We start from the raw sequence: 23,973 nt of genomic DNA, 5'->3' as shown, positions 1-23,973 counted from the left end.
ACCAGAACGGTGGACGGCGATGATGGATCAGTCGCGGAAGTTATTGAATTCGAGCGGCAGTTCCGGCACATCCTTGCGCAGTGCGGCCATGGCGGCTTGCAGGTCATCGCGCTTGGCACCGGTGATGCGAACGGCATCGCCCTGAATGCTGGCCTGAACTTTCATCTTGCTGTCCTTGACCAGACGGACGATTTTTTTGGCTGCATCGGTCTCGATGCCGTTCTTGATCTTGATGACTTGCTTGACCTTGTCGCCACCGATTTTTTCGATCTTGCCGAGGTCCAGAAAACGCAGGTCGACATTGCGTTTGGCCAGCTTGTTGTTGAGCACGTCACGCACCTGGCTCAACTGGAAGTCGGCATCGGCATACGCGGTGAGTTCAAATTCCTTTTGTTCGATACGGGCATCGCTACCCTTGAAGTCGAAGCGGGTGGTGATTTCCTTGTTGGACTGGTCGATGGCGTTCTTGACTTCGACAATATTGGCTTCCGAGACAACGTCGAATGACGGCATGGTGATTTCCTTGTTGGGTGCGGTGATGCAGCGTTGCAGATGAGTTGACGGGGAAAGGGCGATGGCCATTTCCCGGGCTGGTCACCATTTTAACGGACAAAAAAACAGGTGGCTATGTCGATGCATGGGTAAACTGCACGCATGCCTTCCTCATTGACTCCCACTGTGACTCCGAATTCGATCCCGCCCCCGACACTTCAGCCGGATTTCTCGCTGCGCACCCTCAATACCTTTGGCATTGATGCGATGGCCGAGCGCTATCTGGCGTTGCACAGTGTCACCGATCTGCAATGGCTGCACGCCGCGCTGCAGGCTGATCCGGTGCTGGCACGGTTGCCGCGCCTGATTCTGGGAGGGGGCAGCAATCTCGTGCTGACTGGTGATTTTCATGGTCTGGTGCTGCACAGTTGCAGCCGCGGGATCGCAGTCATCGGGCAGGATGACCAGTGCACGCTGGTGCGTGCAGCCGCTGGCGTGGGCTGGCACGAGCTGGTGAACTGGACGCTGGCGCGGCAGCTGGGCGGGCTGGAAAACCTGTCACTCATTCCCGGCACCGTGGGCGCGGCACCGATCCAGAACATCGGTGCCTATGGTGTCGAAATGGAGCGGTACTTTCATGCGCTAACCGCCTTTGACCTGGAACGCGGATGCTTGTTTACGCTGGACCGGGCCGGTTGCCGCTTCGGCTATCGCGACAGCATCTTCAAGCACGACTGGCGCGATCGCGCGGTGATTGTCGACGTCACCTTCACGTTGCCACGGCAATGGCAACCCGAGCTGCGCTATGCCGAGCTGGCGACTGTGCTGGCGCAGACCACCGATCCCACGATGCAGCAAGTCAGTGCTGCCGTCATCGCGATCCGGCAGCGCAAATTGCCAGACCCGGCTGTCATCGGCAACGCCGGCAGCTTCTTCAAGAATCCGCTGGTCTCGCGCGTGCAGCGTGATGCGCTGCTGGCGCAGCATCCGGCACTGGTCAGTCATGATCAGCCCGACGGCAGTGCCAAGCTGGCTGCGGGCTGGCTCATTGATCAATGCGGCTGGAAGGGACGTGCGCTGGGCCCGGTTGGGGTCTATCACAAACAGGCACTGGTACTGGTCAATCTGGGCGGGGCGCGCGGAGCCGACGTGCTGCAACTGGCGCATGCCATTCAGGCCGACGTCCTGCAGCGTTTTGGCGTGCCACTGGAGCCGGAACCGACGTTTGTCTGACGCCACGAGGGCAGCAACGATAAGTCCATGCTGCTTTGACCGAGATGGTGATACTTATCAGTAGAAAAAAATGTTAAGTTGTAGACTCACAGACTTATCGGTTCATGTCGAACCTCATTGCACTTGGAGACCTGTATCTGATGCCAGCCTTTGCGCAACGTGTTCCTGTTCCGTCGCTAGCTGTCATCGGGATCGCGTCGACCTTGCTGGCATTGACGCTGACAACGATTATCTCGCTGTCGAGCATGTACGAATTCAAGCAGCGCGCAGCCATTGTCGTGCAGACCAACGACGTCATCAACCGCATCGGTGACATCAGTGCCTTGACCACCGGTGCCCAGAGTGCGGTGCGCGGATTTGTCATTACCGGCAACGATTCCTTTCTGCTCCCCTATCACGATGCCGTGAGTGCGTTACCACTGCGACTGGCCGAGCTCGATGTGCTGATGACCAGTAAGCCAGCGCTGTTGTCTGATATGGCAGCGCTGGCGGCGCTGGCGCGCGAGGCAATGGCCATCGGCGGGCGGGTGGTGCAGACCCGTCGTGTCAACAGGGATGCGGAAGCGGGGATGGCGTTGGTCATTGGTGGTACCGGCGACCAGATCCAGAACCGGATCCGCACACAGTCGCAGCGCATGATCGCAGCGGAGCAGACGCTTCTGGCCGAACGTGAAATCGAGGCCGAGGAGAGTGCCTTGCGCGCTAGCCTGCTGATCGGGCTGGGTGCGCTGATCGGTGCGCTCACCAGTGGCGGCGCTTTTCTGTTGCTGCGTGCGGAAAACCGCAAACGTCGCCTTGCGGACCTGGCGCTGATCGAGGCCAGCAACGCCTTGTCGCAACGCGCTGCCCAACTCGAAGCCACCAACAAGGAGCTCGAAAGTTTCAGCTATTCGGTCTCGCATGATTTGCGCATTCCGTTACGTGCGGTCTCCGGCTACGCGCGCATGTTTGAAGAAGATTACGGCGACCAGGTCGACAGCGAAGGGCTGCGTTTGCTGGGGGTGATTCGTGATAACAGCAAACGCATGGGTGACCTCATTGACGACTTGCTGGCGTTTTCGCGCTTCGGCCGGCAAGCGATGCAGCAAGAACGCATCGACATGCGCACGGTGGTCGACACGGCGGTCCGGCTAGTGCAGCGCGGCGAGGATTATCTGCAGGCGCACATCGAGATCGACCACCTGCCGCGCTGTGTGGGTGACCCTGCGCTGCTGCAGCAGGTCTGGGTCAATCTGCTCTCCAATGCACTCAAGTACAGTGCGACGCGGGCCGCGCCAGTCATTCGTATTGGTGGCATCGCCAGGGCGACCGAAACGATTTATACCATTGCCGATAACGGTGTCGGTTTCGACATGCAGTATTACGGCAAGCTGTTTGGCGTGTTCCAGCGCCTGCATTCCGCCGACGCGTTTCCCGGCACCGGGGTCGGCCTCGCGATTGCCCAGCGCATTGTCACGCGGCATGGTGGCCGCATCTGGGCCGACGCGGTGGTGGACCAGGGTGCGACATTTTATTTTGCCTTACCGAAGCAGGAGACCACAGCATGAATACATTCCAGCAAGTCGATATTTTGCTCGCGGAAGACACCGCGACCGATGCCGAAATGACGATGCGGGCCCTGCGCAAGCGCGGTCTGGCCAACAACCTGATCTGGGTCAAGGACGGCAGCGAAGCGATTGATTTCCTGTTTCATGAAGGGACGTTTGCCGGTACCGCCAGCGGCAAGCCGAGGCTGGTGCTGCTGGACGTGAAGATGCCGAAAGTCGATGGCATCGAAGTGCTGCGCCGCATTCGCGCCGACCCGACCCTGCACAGTGTTCCGGTGGTCATGCTGACGTCGTCAGCCGAGGAGCGCGACATGGTCGAGAGTTACCGCCTCGGTGCCAACAGTTACATCGTCAAGCCGGTCGATACCTTTGATTTTGACAAGGTCGTCAGCGATACCGGGTTCTACTGGATGCTGGTCAACAAGGTGCCGGCATGAGTCTCTCGCGATGAAGGCGCCGCTAAACATCCTGCTGCTGGAGGATGTTGCCACCGAAGCCGAGCTGATCCTGCGCGAACTGACCCGGGCCGGAATGGCCGTCAGTGCGGTACGGGTCGAGACCCGCGCAGATTTTATGGCGCAACTGGCCTGCAGCACGCCGGATGTGATCCTGTCGGATTTCTCGTTGCCGCATTTCGATGGCCTCAGTGCGCTGGCGCTGGCAAATGCGTCGCATCCGGCGGTACCGTTCATTTTTATTTCCGGCACGATCGGCGAAGACACCGCGATCGAAGCACTCAAGCAGGGCGCGGTCGACTATCTGCTCAAGACCAATCTGCAGCGCCTGGCATCGGCGGTACTGCGTGCCATCGACGAGGCGCGTGGCCGGGCTGCCCGCCTGCATGCCGAATCCCGGTTTCGTGACCTGATCGACTATGCGCCGCATGCAATCGTGGTGTTCGACCAGCACGGCTGCATCGAGATCGTCAATGCCCAGGCCGAAGCGTTGTTCGGCTATCCGCGTACGGTGATGCTGGGTACCGATGGCGCGATGCTGGCCAGTGCGCAGTTTTCACACTGGCACACGATGCTGCCCGATACCGATACCGATACCGATACCGATGCCGATGCCGACGCCAATGCCGCCCCGGGCAGCAGCATCAGTCTCGAATTCATTGCGCGTTGCTGCGACGGCCGCCAGTTCCCGGCCGAGGTCAGCCTCAGTCCGTTGCATACCGCCGAAGGGCGCTGGACTTCCTGTGTCATTCGCGATCTGTCCGAACGCAAGGCGCAAGAAGAACGACTGGCGCGGATGATCCGTATCCGCACCATACTCGGCAGTATCAATTCCGTGATTTTGCGCGTGCATGACAAGCAACTGCTGCTCGATGAAGCCTGCCGGATCGCGCATGAGCAAGGCCAGTTCACCAGTGCCATCATCGGCCTGCTGGACCCGGCGACGCTGGCAGTGCGACCCGTGGCCTGGGCCGGAGTCGATGCCGCGTTCCTCAAGACGGTGGATTTCAGTGCCGACGGCGAGTTGCCAAGCGGTCAGGGGCTGGTAGGTTGCGCACTGCGCAGCAAGCAGGGTGCGGTCAACAATGATTTGCGCAACGACGGTTCCGGCGCGCCGATGCGTAACGCCTTCCTGCAGCAAGGTTATCGCTCCGCGTTCGTGGTGCCGCTGATGATTGGTCAGCAGCCGTTCGGCGTGCTGGCATTGCTGGCCAGCGAGCCCGATGCCTTCAGTGACGACGAACAGCACCTGCTGGCTGAACTGGCCGCCGATATCTCGTTTTCGCATGCAGTCATCGACAAGGAGGAGCGCATCAATTACCTCGCGTATTTCGATGCGTTGACTGGCTTGCCCAATCGCGTCTTGTTCCTCGACCGGATTGGCCAGTTGTTGCCCTATGACGTCTCGGCGTCGGCCGAGCGCATTGCGCTGGTGTTGATCGATGTCGAGCGCTTTCGCCATATTAACGAGACGTATGGTCGCGCCGCCGGTGACGACGTCTTGCGTTTGCTGGCGCGTCGTTTGCGTGGTTACCTGCCTGATCCGGGTTACCTCGCGCGTATCGGTGCTGATATGTTCGCCTTTGTCCTCAAGGACTATCGTAGCGAAACCGAGGTCGTGCATCTGATCGAGGGCGAGCTTGCCAGCCTGCTGGGCGAGCCGCTGCAGATGGGTGGCAAGGCAATCCGTTTGTCGGTGCGTGCGGGCATTGCGCTGTTTCCTAACGATGGCCGCGACAGCGACAGCCTGCTGCGCAATGCCGAAGCAGCGATGAAGGACGCGCGTGCGGCCAAGCTGCGCTATCTGTTTTACACGGCCGAAATGAATGCCCGAACGGCTGAAAAACTGTCGCTCGAAAATCGCCTGCACCGGGCGCTGGCCGAGCAGCAATTCGTGCTGCACTACCAGCCCAAGGTCGACTTGCGCAGTGGCCGCATCGTCGGTATGGAAGCGCTGATCCGCTGGCAGGAGCCGGGCGTCGGACTGGTCTCGCCATTCCAGTTCATCCAGGTGCTGGAAGACACGGGACTGATTGTTGAAGTCGGTCTCTGGGTGATTGCCGAAGCGCATCGGCAACACGCCAGCTGGCAAATGCAAGGCTTGCAGGTACCGCGCATCGCGGTCAATGTCTCGCAGCTGCAGATCCGTGAAAAGGACTTCGTGGCCCGCGTGATGGCCATTCAGGCGCAGCATCCGTGCGCGCAACTGGAGATCGAGATTACCGAAAGCCTGTTCATGGATGACGCCAGTTCGCATCTGGCGCGCGACAAGCTGGCGTTGCTGCGCGATGCCGGCATGACGGTTGCCATTGATGATTTTGGTACCGGCTATTCATCGCTCGGTTACCTCGCCCGGTTGCCGATCGACACACTCAAGATTGACCGCTCGTTCATCACCGCGATGACCACCAGCAGCGAAAATCTGGCCATCGTTGTGACCATCATTTCGCTGGCCCATGCGCTGAAATTGCACGTTGTTGCGGAAGGCGTCGAGACGGTCGCACAGCGCGATCAACTCACGCTGATGGGGTGTGACCAGATGCAGGGATTTTTATTCAGTCCGGGTGTGCCAGCCGATGCGCTGGCAAGGATGCTAGAGTCGGTGTGATGCACAGGATGTTTCCCCCAGCGCGCAGATGCGCACGTTCCAGACTGACTACCAGGATAGCCGCATGACCAATGCTTTTGAATTTACTACCGTCCCGTCGCTGATCGTCGAATTCGGCGCGGCCCGCAAGCTCGGTGAATTGCTGCGCAAGCGCTTTGCCGTGACGCGCCTGTGCCTCGTCACCGACAGTTTTTTGCATCGCAGCGGCTTGCTCAGCCCGACGCTGGCCAGCCTCGCCGCAGCCGGTTTCGAGGTACAAGTGATTGATGATGTCGTCGCCGATCCACCGGATCAGATCGTGCTGGCGGCCGCGCAACGTGCGCGCGATGCCCGCGCCGAGCTGGTGGTCGGTCTTGGCGGTGGTTCGTCGATGGATGTGGCCAAGCTGATCGCGGTGCTGGTTGCCTCGACGCAGCCGCTCGACGCCATGTACGGCATCGGCAACGTCGCCGGTCCGCGCCTGCCACTGGTGCAGGTGCCCACCACGGCGGGTACCGGCTCCGAAGTCACGGCCATCTCGATCGTCACGACGGGTGCCACGACCAAGAGCGGTGTCGTCTCGCCGCTGCTCATCGCCGACCTGGCCATCCTCGACGCCGAACTGACACTGGGTTTGCCGCCTGCCGCCACGGCCGCCACCGGCATTGATGCGATGGTCCATGCGATCGAAGCCTACACCAGCGCCCGCCTGAAAAATCCGCTGTCGGACATGCTGGCGCAAAAAGCGCTGACACTGCTGTCGGCGCATATCGTTACCGCCTGCAACGATGGTAGCGATCGCGCTGCACGCGAAGCCATGCTGCTCGGCGCGACGCTGGCCGGGCAAGCCTTCTCGAACGCGCCGGTCGCTGCCGTCCATGCACTGGCCTACCCGTTAGGTGGTCATTTCCATGTGCCGCATGGCTTGTCGAATGCACTGGTGTTGCCGCATGTGCTGCGCTTCAATGCCCCGGCTGCCGCGCACCTGTATGCCGATATCGCCGACTGGATTGTCACCGAACCGATGCCGGCCGGTGCTGACCATGCCACCAAAACCGCCGTCCTGATCGATCATCTGGACCGCCTGGCGGTTGCCACCAAAGTCACGCGCCGGTTACGTGATGTCGGTGTCGCCCTGACGGATTTGCCGATGCTGGCAGCCGATGCCATGAAGCAGCAGCGGCTATTGACGAACAACCCGCGCGAAGTGACCGAGGCCGATGCGCTGGCGATTTATACGGCGGCGTATTAAGCGGTGGTCAGTCGTCATCCCGCTTCGCGATGGTGTCGATGTCGAAGCTGGGAGTGTCAGGCCTGGATGACATTGCTCATCATGAGGATCTCGGCGCGCGGCAGGTCGAGTGTCAGTGCGGCTGTTTTCCAGTGGTGCACGCTGGCCTGGACCTGGCTTTCGATCTCCTGTGATTCTTTGACCGTCAGTCGATACAGTTCGGCGGTCTGGCGCACTGCCGCGAGACTGGGCGAGGCGACGCTGCCATCGAGCGTCAGGGCGTGCTCGGCCTTGTAGGGATTCGGATTCATGTCAAAGGCTGGTGCCAGAGTCCAGCCGGTGGAGGTACGGAGGAAGCCGTGGTTACGTAAATGGTCGTCGCGGTTGCCGGTCATGACATTGAAGATCACGCGCCGGTATAACTGTGCCAGACCGATGGCGATGTGATTGCGGGCACCTTCGTCCGACAGGAATTCGGCCATATCGAGATAGCTGGCGGGAGGGTGCTGGCCGTCCTGGCGTTCGAGCAGCGTCATCGCCGACACGAACAACCGGCGGCTGTTGTCCAGGCGATCGAAGCGCGCAACACAGAAGGTCCGGTAGGGGCCTGAAAAAGCAGCCAGCCGTGACGGTGGTACCCAGATGCCGGCTTGTTTTGCCAGTCCGTGCAACAGGTATTCCCATGCGCCGACATCAGCCCGGTCCTCGCGTGAGGGGAATTTGGCGAACCAGAGCGTGCCGTCCGTGTCGGTGAAATTCGCTTTTGGTCGCGCACCACCGAGCGACGAGCCCGGCGCAATGAGCATGGAGAGCCATTGCAGGTACTCGGGCAGTGTTTCGGCACCCGGCTCTTCCAGCTTGGCGCTAATGGCGGAAAGCGCCTGCAGAGTGGTCACGGGCGGTGCCGGGTTGTCATGCGATGCCAGGTAAGGTCCTTCGTCCGAGGTCTTGAAACGCAGCGCTCCCATGCGCGCCGTGTCATGCACGCCGAGCAGGAAGTCGATTTCATGCAAGGTTCGCATCGGACGCTGTTCCCGGTCGGCGTCGGCTGCTTCCCGGCGTTCCATGAGCATGCGGCCCCACCGATCCGGTGCGGAGTCCAGGAAAATGCCGAAGCTGCCGGTGCCACTCGCTGGATACTGGTCGCCCCTGTACAAGTCCAGGCGCGGATCCAGCATGAAGCGTGACGGATGCGAGAGCCAGTTGCTGGCGTACTCGAAGACCGCAGGCATCGCCGTCACAGACGCGTTCCGATACAGCGTGCCAACCTGCTGCATCACACCGAGTTCCGCCGCATCGAGATGGACCTGGAAAGCGTCGCGCGCAGCGCCTTTTCCATTAGTCGGAGGTGCCATCGCTGCCTCCGGACGGATCATCAAGCGGAGCAGTTGCCGATGCCTTGCGCACCCCCCGGGTTTTGCGTGTTGGCAGTTGCAAGTCTTGCAGCTTGCGTCCGAGGACATCATCAGCTGCCAGCGTGTCGAGGTCGTCATCAAGTCCCAGCACGCGCAGCGCGCGCATGTAAGTGCCGATGGCAATGGACCAGTCGCCTTTTTCCATCCGGTGCAAGGTATCGCGCGAGACATTGATGCGTTCGCAAAACAGGATGGTCGAAATTTCGCGGCGTAAGCGCGCTGCCCGCAAGCGCTGGCCAAATGCGCGCAGCTTGCGGGCAACGGCAGGAAAAGGCAGGGAAGGAGAGGTCTTCATGTCCGATAGAGTAGACAAAGAAAGCTGACTTGTCTAATTAATCGGACAAATTGATGTCGGGTGACGTGACGTAGCGATGCCGCCTAGCCGAAATGACACACGTAATCCAGCGTCTCGATGGTCTCGATCTCGAAGCTGGAATTGCCGGCCACGTCGAAACGCTGACCGCCTTCGAAGCTTTGCCATTCGCTCTGGCCGGCTAGCTTGATGCGGCATTTGCCTGAATTGATTTCCATGATTTCCGGTGCGCCGGTGTTGAAGGTCAACGTCGATGGAAAAATCACGCCCAGGGTTTTTTTGGTGCCGTCGGAAAACGTGATCGCGTGCGATACGCATTTGCCGTCGAAGTACAGGTTGGCTTTTTTGTTGACGGAGACGTTGTCGAAGTGGTCGGACATGGCGGCGCTTTCAAAGTGCAGATTATGCAGATAAAAAACAAGCGGCCCGAAGGCCGCTTGCTGTGCTTGATTTTTTTACGATCCGCGTTTTTCGCGGGCGATCGCGGCGATGCGCATGCGCAAGGCGTTGAGCTTGATGAACCCGCCAGCATCGGCCTGGTTATAGGCACCGCCGTCTTCGTCGAAGGTCGAGATTTTCATGTCGAACAGCGAGTCGGTCTTGGAGTCGCGTGCGACCACGATGACGTTGCCCTTGTAGAGCTTCAGGCGGACCCAGCCGTTGACGCATTGCTGCGTATGGTCGATCAGCGTTTGCAGCGCGACGCGCTCGGGCGACCACCAGTAACCGTTGTAAATCATCGAGGCGTAGCGCGGCATCAGGTCATCTTTCAGATGCGCGACTTCGCGGTCCAGCGTGATCGATTCGATGGCGCGGTGCGCGCGCAGCATGATGGTGCCGCCCGGGGTTTCGTAGCAGCCGCGTGACTTCATGCCGACGTAGCGGTTCTCGACCAGATCAAGACGACCGATGCCATGCTTGCCACCGACGCGGTTGAGTTCGGTCAGCACGACCGCTGGCGTCATGCGTACGCCGTTGAGCGCAACGATGTCGCCTTTTTCGTATTCAACGTCGAGATACTCGGCCTGGTCCGGTGCGGCTTCCGGGCTGACGGTCCAGCGCCACATCGCTTCTTCGGCTTCGGCACTCGGGTTTTCGAGGTGACGGCCTTCAAAGCTGATGTGCAGCAGGTTGGCGTCCATCGAGTATGGCGCGCCACCATTCTTGTGCTTCATGTCGACGGCGATGCCGGCGTCTTCGGCGTATTTCAGCAGCTTCTCGCGTGACAGCAAATCCCATTCGCGCCATGGTGCGATGATCTTCACGTTCGGCATCAGTGCGTAGGCACCGAGCTCGAAGCGGACCTGGTCATTGCCCTTGCCGGTGGCTCCGTGCGAGATCGTGTCGGCACCGCTTTCGCGGGCGATTTCGATCAGGCGCTTGGCGATCAGCGGACGCGCGATCGAGGTGCCGAGCAGGTACTCGCCTTCATAGACGGTATTGGCACGAAACATCGGGAAGACGAAGTCGCGCACGAATTCTTCGCGCACGTCGTCGATGTGGATGTTCTCCGGCTTGATACCGAACTTGAGTGCTTTCTGGCGCGCTGGTTCGAGTTCTTCGCCCTGGCCGAGGTCGGCGGTGAAGGTGACGATTTCGCACTGGTAGTTATCTTGCAGCCATTTCAGAATGACCGAGGTGTCCAGGCCACCGGAATAGGCCAGGACGACTTTCTTGGTATCGCTCATTTTTATCTCTTCTTTCAATCAATAATTATTCGATGTCGCACGTTACCTGCCCGGCAAGGGTTCAAACCCGACCAAGCACCAGATATTCGAGCAAAGCCTTTTGCACATGCAAGCGGTTTTCGGCTTCATCCCAGACCACCGATTGCGGACCATCGATGACGTCGGCGCTGACTTCTTCGCCGCGATGCGCGGGCAGGCAATGCATGAACAGCGCATCGGGTTGTGCGCGCTGCATCTTGGCAGCGTCGACAATCCAGCCATCGAAGGCTTTCAGACGCGCGTTATTTTCTTCCTCGTAACCCATGCTGGTCCAGACATCGGTCGTCACCAGATGGGCACCATCGCAGGCATCAGCCGGCTTGGCGAACAGCGTGTAATGGGTATTGGTGTCAGCGACCAGCGCAGGATCGATATCGTAGCCAGCCGGGGTCGAGACATTGACATGAAACCCGAACACATCGGCCGCTTGCAACCACGAGTACAGCATGTTGTTGGCGTCGCCAATCCAGGCCACGGTCTTGCCGGCAATCGAGCCACGTTGTTCGATGAACGTGAACACATCGGCCAGTACCTGGCACGGATGGTATTCATTGGTCAGGCCATTGATGACCGGCACGCGCGAATTGGCGGCAAAGCGTTCGATGATGTCCTGGCCGAAGGTCCGCACCATGATCACATCGCACATGCGCGACATCACTTGCGCCGCATCCTCAACCGGCTCACCGCGTCCCAACTGGCTATCACGCGTATTGAGATAAATCGCCGCGCCGCCGAGCTGGTGCATGCCAGCTTCAAAAGACAGACGAGTGCGCGTCGAATTTTTTTCAAAGACCATCACCAGCGTGCGGTCCAGCAGCGGATGGTACGGCTCATATTTCTTGAACTTGTGCTTGATGAAGCGAGTGCGCTCGATCAGGTATTCGAACTCGGAAAGCGTGAGGTCGGAAAACTGCAGGAAATGTTTGATGGACATAGTTGAAATCGACGATGGAACGCTGCCGGTTGCCGAAAAGGGAATCGGTAATTATAAAGGATAGGGTGGGAGAAAAGCCGATTCGATGAAGGTTGGGGGAATGGTTTTGATGTTGAAGTTGAAGTTGAAGTTGATTTTGACTTGGCAGTTGACTTTGATTTGTTCCGCATTGAGACAGCTGCCAAAAACGGTAGTCAGGCAAGGGATAAGAGGGGCGCATGTCTGAGCGAAGCGAGTTTGCGACCCTCCCCTTGGCTGACTACCGTTTTTGGGAACCCGAAGGGCAGCAGTCTCGCGGTCGCCTTTTTCTTGGTTACTTCTTTTTGGCGAAGCAAAAAGAAGGGACCGCATGCCGGTCCGGCTGCCGGGCCGCCCCCGGCTAGGTCATGACGGAGTGGCTAACACTCAAGCAACCGCAGCTGCGAAATTGAATGGCAAGCGCTCCGAACTCGCAACCAGGGTCAGAGTAATTTTCGCGATAAGGCCTGCGAAAAAAAACTCTGACCCTGGTTGCTACCGATGGTGGTTCGCGACCACAGGAAAAAGCAAACCGTAGTCGCTCCCTCAGTTACCGCAGGGCATTGCACCGAATGCACTATCTGAGCCGACTGAAACGCCCCCGCCTTAATACAACTTCTGCGACGACTCATGCAGCAACTGCACATACAACGCATGCCGGTACGGCAGGATCTCGCCAGCCGCCAGCGCCGCGAGTACCGTGCAGCTCGGTTCGGTGAGGTGATGACAATTGTAGTATTTGCACTTGCCCAGCAACGGTTCAAATTCCGGAAACGCACGCTCCAGCATTCCCTCCGACAAATGATATAAACCGAATTCCTGGAAGCCCGGTGAGTCGATGATCGCCGTCGACGTGTCACCGATGTTGTAGAGCCGCGTGAAGGTTGTCGTATGTTTGCCGGTATCGAGTGCGGCGGAAATCTCGCGCACTGCGATGTCGGCGTCCGGCACCAGCAGGTTAATCAGTGATGATTTGCCCATGCCGGACTGGCCGATCAGGATCGTCGACTGTCCCTGCAGCAGCGGTAACAGCGTCGCCACTGCGGCTTCCGGCGCGGCGCGTGCCGAGACCTCGTGCACCGGATAACCGAGTCGCGCATATTGCGCGAGCCGCGTGCGGGTTTTTGGCAGCGATTCGGTGACGTCGATTTTGTTGAGGATCAGGTGTGCCTGGATGCCGGCTGCTTCGGCGGCGACCAGTGAACGCGAGACCAGATCGTCCGAGAAGCCCGGCTCGGTCGCTACCACGATGAATAGTTGTGTGACATTGGCTGCCAGCAGCTTGGACTTGTACTGGTCCGAGCGGTACAGCAGCGAGGTGCGTTCGGTGATCGATTCGATCACGCCCTGGTTGGGCGAGGTCAGTGCCACGCGCACGATATCGCCGACGGCGACATCGCTCTTCTTGCCGCGGGTAACGCATTGCAGCTTGAGCCCATCGGCGTGCGCCAGATAATGGCGGCCATGGGCCGCGATGATGGTGGCGTCGATCAATTCAGGCAGCTTGGCCATCGATCAGGAAAACGACTGCTGAAAGATCGTATCGATCTTCGCCGCGCAAACGAAGTCGTTGATCGAGAGACCGCCGCGGCCGTCGTTGACCGAGTGGGTATCGAATTTGACGACGCAGCGGTTGTAGGTCACGACCAGTTCCGGATGGTGGTTTTCGGCGTGGATCACGTAAGCGATGGCATTGATGAAGGACAGCGTGTCGTAGTAATTCTTGCAGTCGAATGCGCGCACAATCTTGCCGTCGGCGAGGTGCCAGTTGTCGAGCAGGGCGAGCAGGGACGTGACCTCGGCGGGAGGCAGGGCCGGTACTTCAGGCAGGCATTTTTTTTCGAGCAGATCAGTCAGGGTCATGGAATTCACCTTGTCGGGGTGGCCAGCAGCTTGTTGATGCGCATGGTGGCCGAGGGATGGGAGTCATAGAAGGCGGAATGCAGCGGGTCCGGCGTGAGGGTCGAGGCATTGTCTTCGTACAGTTTGACCAGCGCCGAGACCAGGTCGCGGGCGTTGGAATGGGTGGCAGCAAAGGCATCGGCTTCAAACTCGTGCTTGCGCGAACTGATCGAAGTCAGCGGTCCGAACACGAACGTGAATACCGGCAGCACCAGCATGAACAGGATCAGCGCCATCGCATCGTTACTGACGAACAGGCTCGGTTCGACGCCCAGTCCGTTGTAGAACCAGACCTGATTTTTCAGATAGCCGAGCAGCGCCAGAAACGCCAGCGACAGCGCGAACATCATCGCGATGCGCTTGACGATGTGCTTGAGCTTGAAGTGGCCCAGCTCATGCGCCAGCACCGCTTCAATTTCGGGAGGAGCCAGACGCGATAGCAGGGTATCGAAAAAGACGATGCGCTTGGCCGCACCAAAGCCCGAAAAATACGCATTGCCGTGGGCACTGCGCTTCGAGCCATCCATCACGAACAAGCCTTGCGAGGCAAAGCCGACGCGCTGCATCAGGCCTTCGATGCGGCTCTTCAGACTCTCGTCGGCCAGTGGCGTGAACTTGTTGAACAACGGGGCAATGACGGTCGGATACAGCACCAGCATCAGCAACTGGAAACCGCTCCAGACCAGCCAGGCATAGAGCCACCATAGTGCGCCGGATTGCTCCATGAGCGTCAGGATTACCCAGACCAGCGGCAGGCCGATGGCCGCACCGAGCAACACGCCTTTGATCATGTCGGCAAAAAACAGGCCGGGCGTCATCTTGTTGAAGCCGAAGCGCTGCTCGATCACGAATTTTTTGTAGTAGTCGAAAGGCAGATCGATCAGGCCGCTAATGAGCACGAAGGCGCTCAGCAGCGCGATCTGATAAAGCATGCCGGGACCGGTTGCCTGCAGCACCAGCACGGACAATAATTGCAGTCCGCCCATCAGCGTGAAGCAAACCAGTACCGAACTGCTGACCATCAGCATGAGCAGGCCGAAGCGTGTTTTGGCGATCGTGTAATCAGCCGCTTTCTGATGCGAGGCCAGCGAGATGCTGGACGCGAACTGCTCCGGTACGGTGTTACGGTGGGTGGCAATGTGCCGGATTTGACGGGTCGCGAGCCAGAAGCGCAGGCCGACCGTGAGCAGCAAAACACCGACAAACAAAATTGAAAACCCGAATGAGCCCATGCTTTTCCTGTGAGAAAATGACCCGCTGAAAAATGCCAACGCGAAGGGAAACGATTATGTCACAACCGACTGAGCCGCAAACTGCACCGGTCACAGCAACAGCTGCCGTGCCACTGCGCACCAATGAATTCAACCTGGTTTGGCTCGACATGGAAATGACCGGTCTCGATCCGGAGAACGACCGCATCATCGAAGTCGCCGTCGTCGTCACCGACTCCGAGCTCAACATCCTGGGTCAGGGCCCGGTGTTTGCGATTCATCAGTCCGACGCCGCGCTCGATGGGATGGATAACTGGAACAAGGGTACCCACGGACGCTCCGGCCTGATCGAACGGGTCAAGGCTTCCACGGTGACCGAAGCCGACGCCGAAGCAGCGTTGATTACTTTCCTGAAAGATTTCGTACCTGCCGGTAAATCGCCGATGTGCGGCAATTCGATTTGTCAGGACCGGCGCTTCATGGCGCGCGGCATGCCGAAGCTGGAAGCGTTCTTTCACTATCGCAATCTGGATGTCTCGACGCTCAAGGAATTGTGCAAGCGCTGGAAGCCGGAACTGGCCAGCGGCTTCAAGAAACACCAGAAACACACGGCCTTGGCCGACATCATTGAATCGATCGAAGAGCTGCGCTACTACCGCGAGCACTTCATCAAACTGTAAAGCCGGTCGATTTCAGGTAGGGTGGGTGCGACGTTGTGCCCACTGTGCCTACTGTGCCCACGCGAGCGGCTTCCGGTCGCCACAGGGCAAGCGCACCCGATTGACGGTTTTCAGCAAGGAGAATCATGTTCACTCAAGCTTTTATTTGCGATGCCATTCGCACCCCCTTCGGCCGCTACGGCGGCAGCCTCTCCGCAATCCGCGCCGACGACCTCGGCGCCATCCCGCTGGCCGCGCTGATGGTGCGCAATCCGTCGGTCGATTGGGAACAAGTTAATGACGTGCTATTGGGTTGTGCCAACCAGGCCGGCGAAGACAATCGCAACGTCGCCCGCATGGCGTCGCTGCTGGCCGGGATGCCGGTCGGCGTGTCGGGTGCCACCATCAACCGCTTGTGCGGATCGGGTCTCGATGCGATCGGTACGGCCGCTCGCGCAATCCGTTCGGGCGATGCCAGCATGATGATCGCCGGCGGGGTCGAATCGATGAGCCGCGCACCGTTTGTGATGGGCAAGGCCGGCAGCGCCTTTGCCCGCGACACCCAATTGTTTGATACCACCATCGGCTGGCGCTTCATTAACAAGCTGATGAAGGCCCAGTACGGCGTCGACTCGATGCCCGAGACCGCCGAAAATGTCGCCGCCGAATTCGGCATCGATCGTGCCGCGCAAGACCGCATGGCGCTCAACTCGCAGCGCAAGGCACTGGCCGCACAGTTCTCCGGTTTCTTTGATGCCGAAATCACGCCCGTCACGCTGGCCCAAAAAAATGGCGAGCCGCTGATCATCACGCAAGACGAACATCCGCGTGCCACGACTGCCGAAGTGCTGGCCAAACTCAAACCGATCGTCCGTCCGGACGGCACCGTCACCGCCGGGAATTCTTCCGGCATCAACGATGGCGCGTGCGCGCTGTTGCTGGCCGATGAACGTACCGCGCTCAAGAATGGCCTGGTGCCAAAAGCGCGCGTGATTGCGATGGCGACCGCCGGTGTGCCACCGCGCATCATGGGCATCGGCCCGGCGCCGGCCGCGCGCAAGGTGCTGGTACAGGCCGGCATGACGATGGATCAGATGGATGTGATCGAATTGAATGAAGCGTTTGCCGCGCAGGGACTGGCGGTCATGCGCGACCTGGGTTTGCAGGATGACGACCCGCGTGTCAATCCGAATGGTGGCGCGATTGCGCTGGGTCATCCGCTGGGTGCGTCGGGTGCCCGGCTGGTCACCACCGCGATCAACCAGTTGCATCAGACGCAGGGCAGGTACGCGTTGTGCACGATGTGCATTGGTGTCGGGCAGGGGATTGCGTTGATTATCGAACGGGTTTGATGCGGAGGGTGTCGGTGCATTCGGTGCAATGCCCTTCGGTTATTGCACCGTTCAACGAAGCACCGACAATCCCGCTCAAATCACCCCGAACGCCTGCAACACCAACCACACATTGGCCGCCGAGATCACCGCAAACAGCGACCAAGCCAGTATTTTCAACCAAGCCGAATTGACGAACCCGCCCATCACGTCGACCCGTCCAGTGAGCCGCAGCAGCGGATACATGACGAACGGCAGTTGCATGCTGAGCACGACCTGACTGAGCACCAGCAGACGTCCGACCGAGTTTTCACCCAGCATGATCACGCCAACAAATGCCGGCACCAGCGCCAGGCCACGCGTGATGACGCGCCGTTTCCAGCAAGCGATCTTGAGCTTCAGGAATCCCTCCATGATGACCTGACCCGCGATGGTGCCGGTGAAGGTCGAGCTCTGACCGGCGGCAAGCAGCCCCAGTCCGAACAGGATGCCAGCCGCTGCCGTGCCGGCAATCGGATCGAGCAGGTGATAGGCCTGGTCGATTTCGGTGACCGACGTATTGCCGGTAGCATGGAAGGCCGCTGCCGCCAGTACCAGGATCGCGCCATTGACCAGCAGCGCCAGCATCAGCGACACGACCGTGTCCAGACTGGCAAAGCGGATCGCTTCGCGCCGGCTTTGCTCATCCTTGGCAACACGCCGGGTCTGCACGATCGACGAATGCAGATACAGGTTATGCGGCATCACGGTGGCACCGAGGATGCCGATGGCCAGGTACAACGCATCGCGGGTCGAGAGCGCATCGATCGACGGGATCGCTCCATGCAGCACCGCTTGCCAGTCGGGGTTGATGAACACCAGTTGGGTGAACAGGCAACCGGCGATGGTCAGGATCAGCGCCAGCACGATGGCTTCGACCTTGCGGAATCCCTGGCCCTTGAGGCCGAGTATGAGCAGCGTATCGAAGGCGGTCAGCAAGACCCCGACCGGCAGCGAGACGTTGATGAGCAATTTGAATGCGAGTGCGCAACCCAGCACTTCGGCCAGATCACAGGCGATGATGGCGATCTCGGCCAGTATCCACAACACGAAGGCGACCGGCGGCGAGTAATGTTCGCGGCACAGCACCGCGAGGTCCTTGCCGCTGGCAATGCCCAGCCGCAGGCTCAGGCATTGCAGCACGATCGCGGACAGGCTAGACAGCACCACCACGAACAGCAGGCTGTAGCCATACACCGAACCGGCGTTGATTGCGGTGGCCCAGTTGCCGGGGTCCATGTAGCCGACCGAGATCAGCAGGCCGGGACCGGCGAAGCGGGAGATTTTTTTCCAGAGCGAGTCGGTGTTGGCGACGAAGACGGTGCCGGCGACTTCGGAAGGACAAAATGGAGCGGTGGCGGTTTTGGGTAGGTGGAACATGGGAGCGGGTAGTGATTATTGATTGTTGATTGACGATTGATTGTTACTGGTCGGACAGATCGGCACGCGCCGCCCGGTTCGGAGCGGTACGTGCGTCGATAACGGCATGCTCGCCGAGCGGTTTATCCTTCCGCGCCGCAGCACTTCTTGAACTTCTTGCCGCTACCGCACGAGCAGTCATCGTTGCGGCCAATTTTGGGCGACTCGCGCGTGACGGTTTCAACGCCGGAGGAACGGATCGGCGCCCAGTACTTGAGGATGTGCGGGATTGCCGATTCGATTTCGATGGTCATCTTGTGCGCCTTGAGTGGCGTGTCAACCAGGTGCATTTCGCTCTCTTCGATCTCCTCGGCACCCAGCAGATAGATGGGGCGCATGATGTCGGCCAGGTTCGAGGTCCAGATCGGTGCCCAGGCATCGGAGCGCAATTGCGTGCCTTCCCAGAATCCCCAGGCCCATGCTTCGCCATCGAGCAATTGCTTGCCTTCAAATTCAAACTCGCAAAACAGCGGCTCGAATTCTTTCGGCGCGACTTCAAAGGTGATCGCGACTTCGTTCATGAAACGCGAAATCAGGCCGACGATGTGGTCGAATTCTTTCGGGTTCTTGAAGTCCGGGCCGGTTTCGTCGGACTCGCCCCAGATCGGCGGCAGCCATTCGGCCAGCGGTACCTGTTCAGGACCGATCACGAGGGCGGTGAAATAACCGTGCAACGAGTCCATCGTCATGCAGTCTTCGGCACAACGGTCGGATAGCAGGAATTTGTCGAGTTCGTCGAACTCTTTGTCGGACAAGGGCTGGTCGAGATGCATGGAAAGCTCCGGGGAATTGAATGGGGCGTAGTGTATCGCCTGTATCGATCCGGTGGCGGGCCGGCACGATCAAATGCGGTCAGCCTGACCGGTGCGGCCGTACAATGCCCGTCATGAACTCACCCACGACTCCCTCTTTTGCCGACCTCAGCCCCGACCTGGTGCTCGACGCCCTCGACAGCATCGGCCTGCATGGCGATGGCCGCCTGCTCGCGCTCAACAGTTACGAAAACCGGGTCTACCAGATCGGCATCGACGAGGGTTCGCCCGTAGTGGCCAAGTTTTACCGGCCCGGTCGCTGGAGTGATGCCGCCATCCTTGAAGAACATGCGTTCGTCGAAGAACTGGTCGCACACGAAATCCCGGTGGTCTCGGCTACCCGTTTCGGCGATGGCAACAGCTTGCACCAACTCGACGGCTTTCGTTTTGCCGTGTTCGCCCGCCACGGCGGTCGGGCACCGGAACTGGAAGACCCGGCAACGCTGGAATGGATGGGCCGCTTCATCGGTCGCATCCATGCGGTCGGCGCACTCAAACCGTTCATGGAACGTCCGACGCTCGATATCCACAGCTTCGGTATCGAACCGCGCACCTGGTTGCTCGAACACGATTTCATTCCGCCCGAACTGCTCGCGGCCTGGCAGAGCGTGACAACGATGGCACTCGACGGCGTGCGCCGTTGTTATGACCGCGCCGGTGATGTGGCCAGCCTGCGCCTGCATGGTGATGTCCATAGCGGCAACGTCCTGTGGACCGATGTCGGCCCGCATTTTGTCGATTTTGATGACAGCCGCAATGGACCGGCGATCCAGGATTTGTGGATGATGCTGTCGGGCGAGCGTGGCGACATGGTCCGGCAAATGTCGGATTTGCTGGCCGGCTACGAAGACTTTTGCGCATTCGATCCGCGCGAACTGCATCTGATCGAAGCCTTGCGCACCTTGCGCCTGCTGCATTATTCGACGTGGCTGGCACGGCGCTGGGACGACCCGGCGTTTCCGGTGGCGTTTCCGTGGTTTAACACGCAGCGGTACTGGCAAGACCGGATTCTGGAATTGCGGGAGCAGGTGGCGTTGATGGAGGAGGGGCCGTTGCGGGTTGGGTAAGATGGAACTTTTGGCCTGATGTAACCATTCATGATAGTTGCCACAATGGTGTGGCTCTTACAAGGAGCGTTAAAATGTCATTCGTTACGTTTAAAGGCCAAAGCTTGAGGAGTCTAACCGCCCAAGTAGCCGGGCAAGTAGGGCAAGTAGCCGGGCAAGTAGCCGGGCAAGTAGGGCAAGTAGCCGGGCAAGTCGCCGGGCAAGTAGGGCAAGTAGCCGGGCAAGTAGGGCAAGTAGCCGGGCAAGTAGCCGGGCAAGTAGGGCAAGTAGCCGGGCAAGTAGCCCAAGAAGCCGGGCAAGTAGCCCAAAAAGCCGGGCAAGTAGCCCAAAAAGCCTGGCAAGTAGGCGAAGAAGCAGGCCAAGAAGTAGTCCAAGGAGTAGTCCAAGGAGTCACTCAAGGAGCCGGGCAAGTAGCACAAGGAGTTCAAGGAGTTGAAGATTGGGACAAAAATCGTCACCATACGACGGTAACAATCGACACTAGGTTAGGACCTCTAGTAATCGGTCGCCAACCCGAGGACAACTCAATCTAGAAATCCGAGCACCATCATGATCACTCCTGAGTCAGCTTGTACTGGCTCAGGAAACGCAAAGTCCGCTCTACCAGCAATCTGCCAACCCGTGCCTCTACCGAGAAGCGGTACCCCGCTGAAGGCGTCGGCAAATCCTGATTCATCGTCCCGGCAGCAAGCGCCACCGCTGCGTCCGCCTCCGACTTCCACGTACAATGGGGCTTGCGATGAGCGAACCCCTAACTAGGCTGCCATTGCTGTGCGCCTCACCCTCTTTTTTCTCAAGACACAACACATGCAAAAAATTCGATTCGCCATTCTCGGTGGCAGCGGTCTGTACAACATGGATGGGTTGCAGGACCGCCATGAAGTCACCATCGACACGCCGTTCGGCGCGCCGTCGGATGCAATCACCATTGGCACGATCGAGGGTGTGCAGGTGGCGTTTCTCGCCCGTCATGGTCGCGGCCATCGCTTGCTGCCGACCGAAGTGCCGTATCGCGCCAACATCTGGGCGCTCAAGAGTCTGGGCGTCGACTACCTGCTGTCTGTGTCGGCCGTCGGGTCGCTGCGCGAAGACATGGCACCGCGCCACATGGTGCTGCCGGACCAGTACATCGACATGACGCGCCAGCGCGTCAACACGTTTTTTGGTGATGGCGCGGTGGCACACATCAGCCTGGCACAGCCGGTCTGTGCGGCACTGAGTCAGCTGCTCGCGGATGCGTTCGACGACGCGGCCTTGCCGGAAGCAACGCTGCATCGCGGCGGTACCTATGTGTGCATTGAAGGACCGGCCTTCTCGACGCTGGCGGAGTCGCAGTTGTACCGGTCGTGGGGCGCGTCAGTCATTGGCATGACCAATCTGCCTGAAGCACGGCTGGCGCGCGAAGCCGAAATTGCCTACGCCACGCTGGCGCTGGTGACCGACTTCGATTGCTGGCATACCGGCCACGCGCCGGTGACGGCCGAGATGGCGATCGGCAATATGATGCACAATGCCGCCGGGGCCCAGCAAGTGCTGCGCGCGGCACTGCGCCGTCTGGCTGCGCAGGCCCCGGTCTCGCAGGCGCATACGGCACTGGCGCAAGCGTTAGTCACGCCTGCGTCGGCGATGCCGGCAGCAACGCGCGAGAAGCTGATGCCGCTGCTGGAAAAATACGTCTGAACTGTTAATCCTGTCCTGCGCGCTGTCACGGCGCGACCAACCTTCATTGGAACTGCTCATGTTGCGTCCCGTCGTCCTGTTTCTTGCTGCCGTGCTGGTGTGTAGCAGCGCTCTTGCTGCCGATACGCTGCGTCTAGGTGTCGGCCTGTTTCAGCCCGATAAGGAAAAGAACGATGCCACCTATCGTCCGCTGGCCGAGTACCTGTCAAAAAAACTCGGCAAGCCAGTCGAGCTGCGCACCGTCGACAGCTGGGAAGGGCTGGCCAAGTCGCTCGCCAATGGCGAGACCGATATCGCGCTGATGGGTCCGTGGGGCTATGTGCTGGCCAACAACCAGTCCGGCGCACAGGCGGTGGCGACGATTCTGTATGACGGCAAGCCCGAGTACTTCGCGCTGATGATCACGCATCCCCGCTCCGGCATCAACAGCCTGGCCGATCTGAAGGGACGCACTTTCGCCTTCGGTGACAAAGGCTCGACCTCGGGCTATCTGATCCCGACCCATCAGTTCCTGAAAATGGGCATTCCCGATCCCGAAAAATTCTTCAGCAAGGTGCTCTACACCAAGCACCAGGCCATCGAAACGCAAGTCACGCGCGGCGAACTTGATGCCGGTGCCGACTACGACCGCAACCGCAATGCGATGATCGAACAGGGCTTGATCAAGGCGGCCGACAGCAAGATTTTCTGGACCTCGGCTCCGCTGCCCAATGATGCGGTGGCAGTGAGCAGCGACCTGATGAAAGACAAGGCACTCGTCGCTCAGTTGCAGCTTGCACTGGAACAGGTTGGTGCCGAACTCAAGGCCAATCCGGGACTGCTGCCGGCGCATTACACCGGCTTTGTCAAAAGCGACGACAAGTTGTACAGCGCGATCCGCGACGCCGGACTGGCAACCGGCAAGCTGCAACCGCGCAAGTAAGCGCCGATGCCGAGCTTGGCCGGGCGCACCCGCCTGTGGCTCTTCGCGTTGATGTATGGCGTGCTGATTGCGGCCAGCGCGATCAGTTTCGTGCGCGATGGCGATGTGCAGTTTGGTCGCAATCCGCTCGACAACCTGCTCAAGACCGCGCACGAATTGTCGCGCCCGAGCCTGCTCGATGCCTGGTTCGGCAATCCCCACCTTGAATACCGCAACGATGAGGGCGTCGTGCTGCGCGTCGAAGACCAGCGCGCAACCGAACAGCGTTATCTGCTGGGTCTGGCCGCAGCGATCTGGACCACGCTGAAAGTTGCCACGCTGGGTTCGTTGCTGGCGGCGCTGACGGCGCTGCCGTTCGGACTGGTGGCCGCGCGCAATCTGGCCATGCCGCGCTGGCTGGCATCACCGGCGCGCGGATTGCTCGACATCGCGCGGGCAATCCATGCGCTGGTGTTCGGTCTGCTGCTGGTCGGCATTATCGGGCTGGGTCCGATGGCCGGTATTCTGGCCATCGCTTTTCATTCGTTCGGTACCTACGGCAAGCTGTATGCCGAAGCCATCGAGAACATCGACGAGCGCCTGATCGACTGCGGCCGCGTGATCGGCATGACGCCGCTGCAAACTGTCTGGCATGCGTTGCCGCGCACGCTGCTGCCGCAAGGACTGTCGATCCATCTGTACATCTGGGAATTCAACATGCGCGACTCGACCGTGCTCGGGCTGATCGGCGTCGGCGGACTCGGGCTGCTGGTGTCCGAAGCGGTGTCGCTGTTCCAGTGGGGCCGGCTGGCGACCTTGCTGATCGCCATCGTCCTGCTGGTGACTTGCTTTGACCGGATTAGTCGGCGAGTGCGAACGATTCTGGCTGCACGGTCACATTGAGGGCAGGGCGTCCGTATTTTTTCCATGCTCGCCAGCCCAGCCATATCGTCAAGAAGGCGAGGCTTGGACAGGGTCGTCGTTTATTTCTGGCATCAGA

At 59.7% G+C, this 23,973-nt stretch carries 23 protein-coding genes; 11 read left to right on the top strand and 12 right to left on the bottom strand.

What is annotated here, in order from left to right; all coding sequences use genetic code 11:
* Positions 1-27: 27 nt before the first annotated feature.
* Positions 28-513, bottom strand: coding sequence for a YajQ family cyclic di-GMP-binding protein (locus QN370_RS07660; RefSeq protein ID WP_322128481.1), 486 nt, complete (start codon positions 511-513; stop codon positions 28-30).
* Positions 514-654: 141 nt separating this feature from the next.
* Here QN370_RS07660 and murB point away from each other — a divergent pair, with 141 nt between their 5' ends.
* The 5 genes from murB (at position 655) to QN370_RS07635 (ending at position 7,566) form a co-directional block, all read left to right on the top strand.
* The gene (murB, locus tag QN370_RS07655; RefSeq protein WP_322128480.1) at positions 655-1,725 is read left to right on the top strand and encodes a UDP-N-acetylmuramate dehydrogenase; all 1,071 of its coding nucleotides are present in this window, start codon (positions 655-657) and stop codon (positions 1,723-1,725) included.
* 104 nt (positions 1,726-1,829) lie between these two features.
* On the top strand, positions 1,830-3,272 hold the full coding sequence (locus QN370_RS07650) for a CHASE3 domain-containing protein (protein ID WP_322128479.1): 1,443 nt from the start codon (positions 1,830-1,832) through the stop codon (positions 3,270-3,272).
* Positions 3,269-3,709, top strand: a complete 441-nt coding sequence (locus tag QN370_RS07645; protein ID WP_322128478.1) for a response regulator — start codon at positions 3,269-3,271, stop codon at positions 3,707-3,709. The genes QN370_RS07650 and QN370_RS07645 overlap by 4 nt, the downstream gene beginning before the upstream one ends.
* A 10-nt stretch (positions 3,710-3,719) precedes the next feature.
* Positions 3,720-6,335, top strand: a complete 2,616-nt coding sequence (locus tag QN370_RS07640) for an EAL domain-containing protein (protein ID WP_322128477.1) — start codon at positions 3,720-3,722, stop codon at positions 6,333-6,335.
* Positions 6,336-6,399: 64 nt separating this feature from the next.
* The gene (locus QN370_RS07635; protein ID WP_322128476.1) at positions 6,400-7,566 is read left to right on the top strand and encodes an iron-containing alcohol dehydrogenase; all 1,167 of its coding nucleotides are present in this window, start codon (positions 6,400-6,402) and stop codon (positions 7,564-7,566) included.
* Positions 7,567-7,622: 56 nt separating this feature from the next.
* Here the strand turns inward: QN370_RS07635 and QN370_RS07630 are convergent, their stop codons facing one another.
* The 8 genes from QN370_RS07630 to QN370_RS07595 form a co-directional block, all read right to left on the bottom strand.
* The gene (locus QN370_RS07630) at positions 7,623-8,900 is read right to left on the bottom strand and encodes a HipA domain-containing protein (RefSeq protein WP_322128475.1); all 1,278 of its coding nucleotides are present in this window, start codon (positions 8,898-8,900) and stop codon (positions 7,623-7,625) included.
* Positions 8,884-9,255, bottom strand: coding sequence for a helix-turn-helix domain-containing protein (locus QN370_RS07625; RefSeq protein WP_322128474.1), 372 nt, complete (start codon positions 9,253-9,255; stop codon positions 8,884-8,886). The genes QN370_RS07630 and QN370_RS07625 overlap by 17 nt, the downstream gene beginning before the upstream one ends.
* Positions 9,256-9,338: 83 nt before the next feature.
* Complete coding sequence (locus QN370_RS07620) at positions 9,339-9,653, bottom strand: pyrimidine/purine nucleoside phosphorylase (protein ID WP_322128473.1); 315 nt, start codon at positions 9,651-9,653, stop codon at positions 9,339-9,341.
* A gap of 75 nt (positions 9,654-9,728) precedes the next feature.
* The gene (locus QN370_RS07615; protein WP_322128472.1) at positions 9,729-10,961 is read right to left on the bottom strand and encodes an argininosuccinate synthase; all 1,233 of its coding nucleotides are present in this window, start codon (positions 10,959-10,961) and stop codon (positions 9,729-9,731) included.
* Between the two features lie 61 nt (positions 10,962-11,022).
* Positions 11,023-11,934: an ornithine carbamoyltransferase gene (gene argF / locus QN370_RS07610; RefSeq protein ID WP_322128471.1), complete on the bottom strand. Its 912-nt coding sequence runs from the start codon at positions 11,932-11,934 to the stop codon at positions 11,023-11,025.
* A 624-nt stretch (positions 11,935-12,558) separates the two neighbouring features.
* A complete protein-coding gene (gene rsgA, locus QN370_RS07605) occupies positions 12,559-13,464 on the bottom strand; it encodes a ribosome small subunit-dependent GTPase A (RefSeq protein WP_322128470.1) in 906 nt (301 codons plus the stop codon).
* 3 nt (positions 13,465-13,467) lie between these two features.
* Positions 13,468-13,815, bottom strand: coding sequence for a 4a-hydroxytetrahydrobiopterin dehydratase (locus QN370_RS07600; RefSeq protein WP_322128469.1), 348 nt, complete (start codon positions 13,813-13,815; stop codon positions 13,468-13,470).
* 5 nt (positions 13,816-13,820) lie between these two features.
* Complete coding sequence (locus QN370_RS07595) at positions 13,821-15,086, bottom strand: M48 family metallopeptidase (protein ID WP_322128468.1); 1,266 nt, start codon at positions 15,084-15,086, stop codon at positions 13,821-13,823.
* Positions 15,087-15,142: 56 nt separating this feature from the next.
* On the opposite strand from QN370_RS07595, the gene orn reads away from it, so the two are divergent.
* Together orn and pcaF are read left to right on the top strand one after the other, a co-directional pair.
* On the top strand, positions 15,143-15,745 hold the full coding sequence (gene orn / locus QN370_RS07590; protein WP_322128467.1) for an oligoribonuclease: 603 nt from the start codon (positions 15,143-15,145) through the stop codon (positions 15,743-15,745).
* A 125-nt stretch (positions 15,746-15,870) separates the two neighbouring features.
* Positions 15,871-17,076 carry a 3-oxoadipyl-CoA thiolase gene (gene pcaF / locus QN370_RS07585; RefSeq protein ID WP_322128466.1) on the top strand — a complete coding sequence of 402 codons (1,206 nt, stop codon included), beginning with the start codon at positions 15,871-15,873 and terminating at the stop codon, positions 17,074-17,076.
* A gap of 75 nt (positions 17,077-17,151) precedes the next feature.
* On the opposite strand, the gene QN370_RS07580 is transcribed toward pcaF, so the two are convergent.
* Positions 17,152-18,474: an Nramp family divalent metal transporter gene (locus QN370_RS07580; protein WP_322128465.1), complete on the bottom strand. Its 1,323-nt coding sequence runs from the start codon at positions 18,472-18,474 to the stop codon at positions 17,152-17,154.
* A 122-nt stretch (positions 18,475-18,596) separates the two neighbouring features.
* Positions 18,597-19,286 (bottom strand): UPF0149 family protein, encoded by a 690-nt coding sequence (locus tag QN370_RS07575; protein ID WP_322128464.1) that lies wholly within the window; start codon positions 19,284-19,286, stop codon positions 18,597-18,599.
* Positions 19,287-19,399: 113 nt separating this feature from the next.
* On the opposite strand from QN370_RS07575, the gene QN370_RS07570 reads away from it, so the two are divergent.
* The gene (locus QN370_RS07570; RefSeq protein WP_322128463.1) at positions 19,400-20,392 is read left to right on the top strand and encodes a serine/threonine protein kinase; all 993 of its coding nucleotides are present in this window, start codon (positions 19,400-19,402) and stop codon (positions 20,390-20,392) included.
* A gap of 113 nt (positions 20,393-20,505) precedes the next feature.
* Here QN370_RS07570 and QN370_RS07565 read toward each other — a convergent pair whose 3' ends face one another.
* Positions 20,506-20,766: a hypothetical protein gene (locus QN370_RS07565; protein ID WP_322128462.1), complete on the bottom strand. Its 261-nt coding sequence runs from the start codon at positions 20,764-20,766 to the stop codon at positions 20,506-20,508.
* Positions 20,767-21,199: 433 nt separating this feature from the next.
* On the opposite strand from QN370_RS07565, the gene QN370_RS07560 reads away from it, so the two are divergent.
* The 3 genes from QN370_RS07560 to QN370_RS07550 are packed head-to-tail and all read left to right on the top strand — an operon-like array spanning position 21,200 to position 23,876.
* Positions 21,200-22,072 carry an S-methyl-5'-thioadenosine phosphorylase gene (locus tag QN370_RS07560; protein ID WP_322128461.1) on the top strand — a complete coding sequence of 291 codons (873 nt, stop codon included), beginning with the start codon at positions 21,200-21,202 and terminating at the stop codon, positions 22,070-22,072.
* Between the two features lie 58 nt (positions 22,073-22,130).
* On the top strand, positions 22,131-22,994 hold the full coding sequence (locus tag QN370_RS07555) for a phosphate/phosphite/phosphonate ABC transporter substrate-binding protein (protein ID WP_322128460.1): 864 nt from the start codon (positions 22,131-22,133) through the stop codon (positions 22,992-22,994).
* A 6-nt stretch (positions 22,995-23,000) separates the two neighbouring features.
* A complete protein-coding gene (locus QN370_RS07550) occupies positions 23,001-23,876 on the top strand; it encodes a PhnE/PtxC family ABC transporter permease (RefSeq protein ID WP_322128459.1) in 876 nt (291 codons plus the stop codon).
* Positions 23,877-23,973 lie beyond the last annotated feature (97 nt).

The sequence above is a fragment of the Actimicrobium sp. CCI2.3 genome (assembly GCF_035019065.1).
In the GTDB taxonomy this organism is placed as follows: Bacteria; Pseudomonadota; Gammaproteobacteria; order Burkholderiales; family Burkholderiaceae_D; genus Actimicrobium.
Note: the sequence above shows the minus strand (reverse complement) of the source record. Positions and strands in the feature narration are given on the sequence as shown.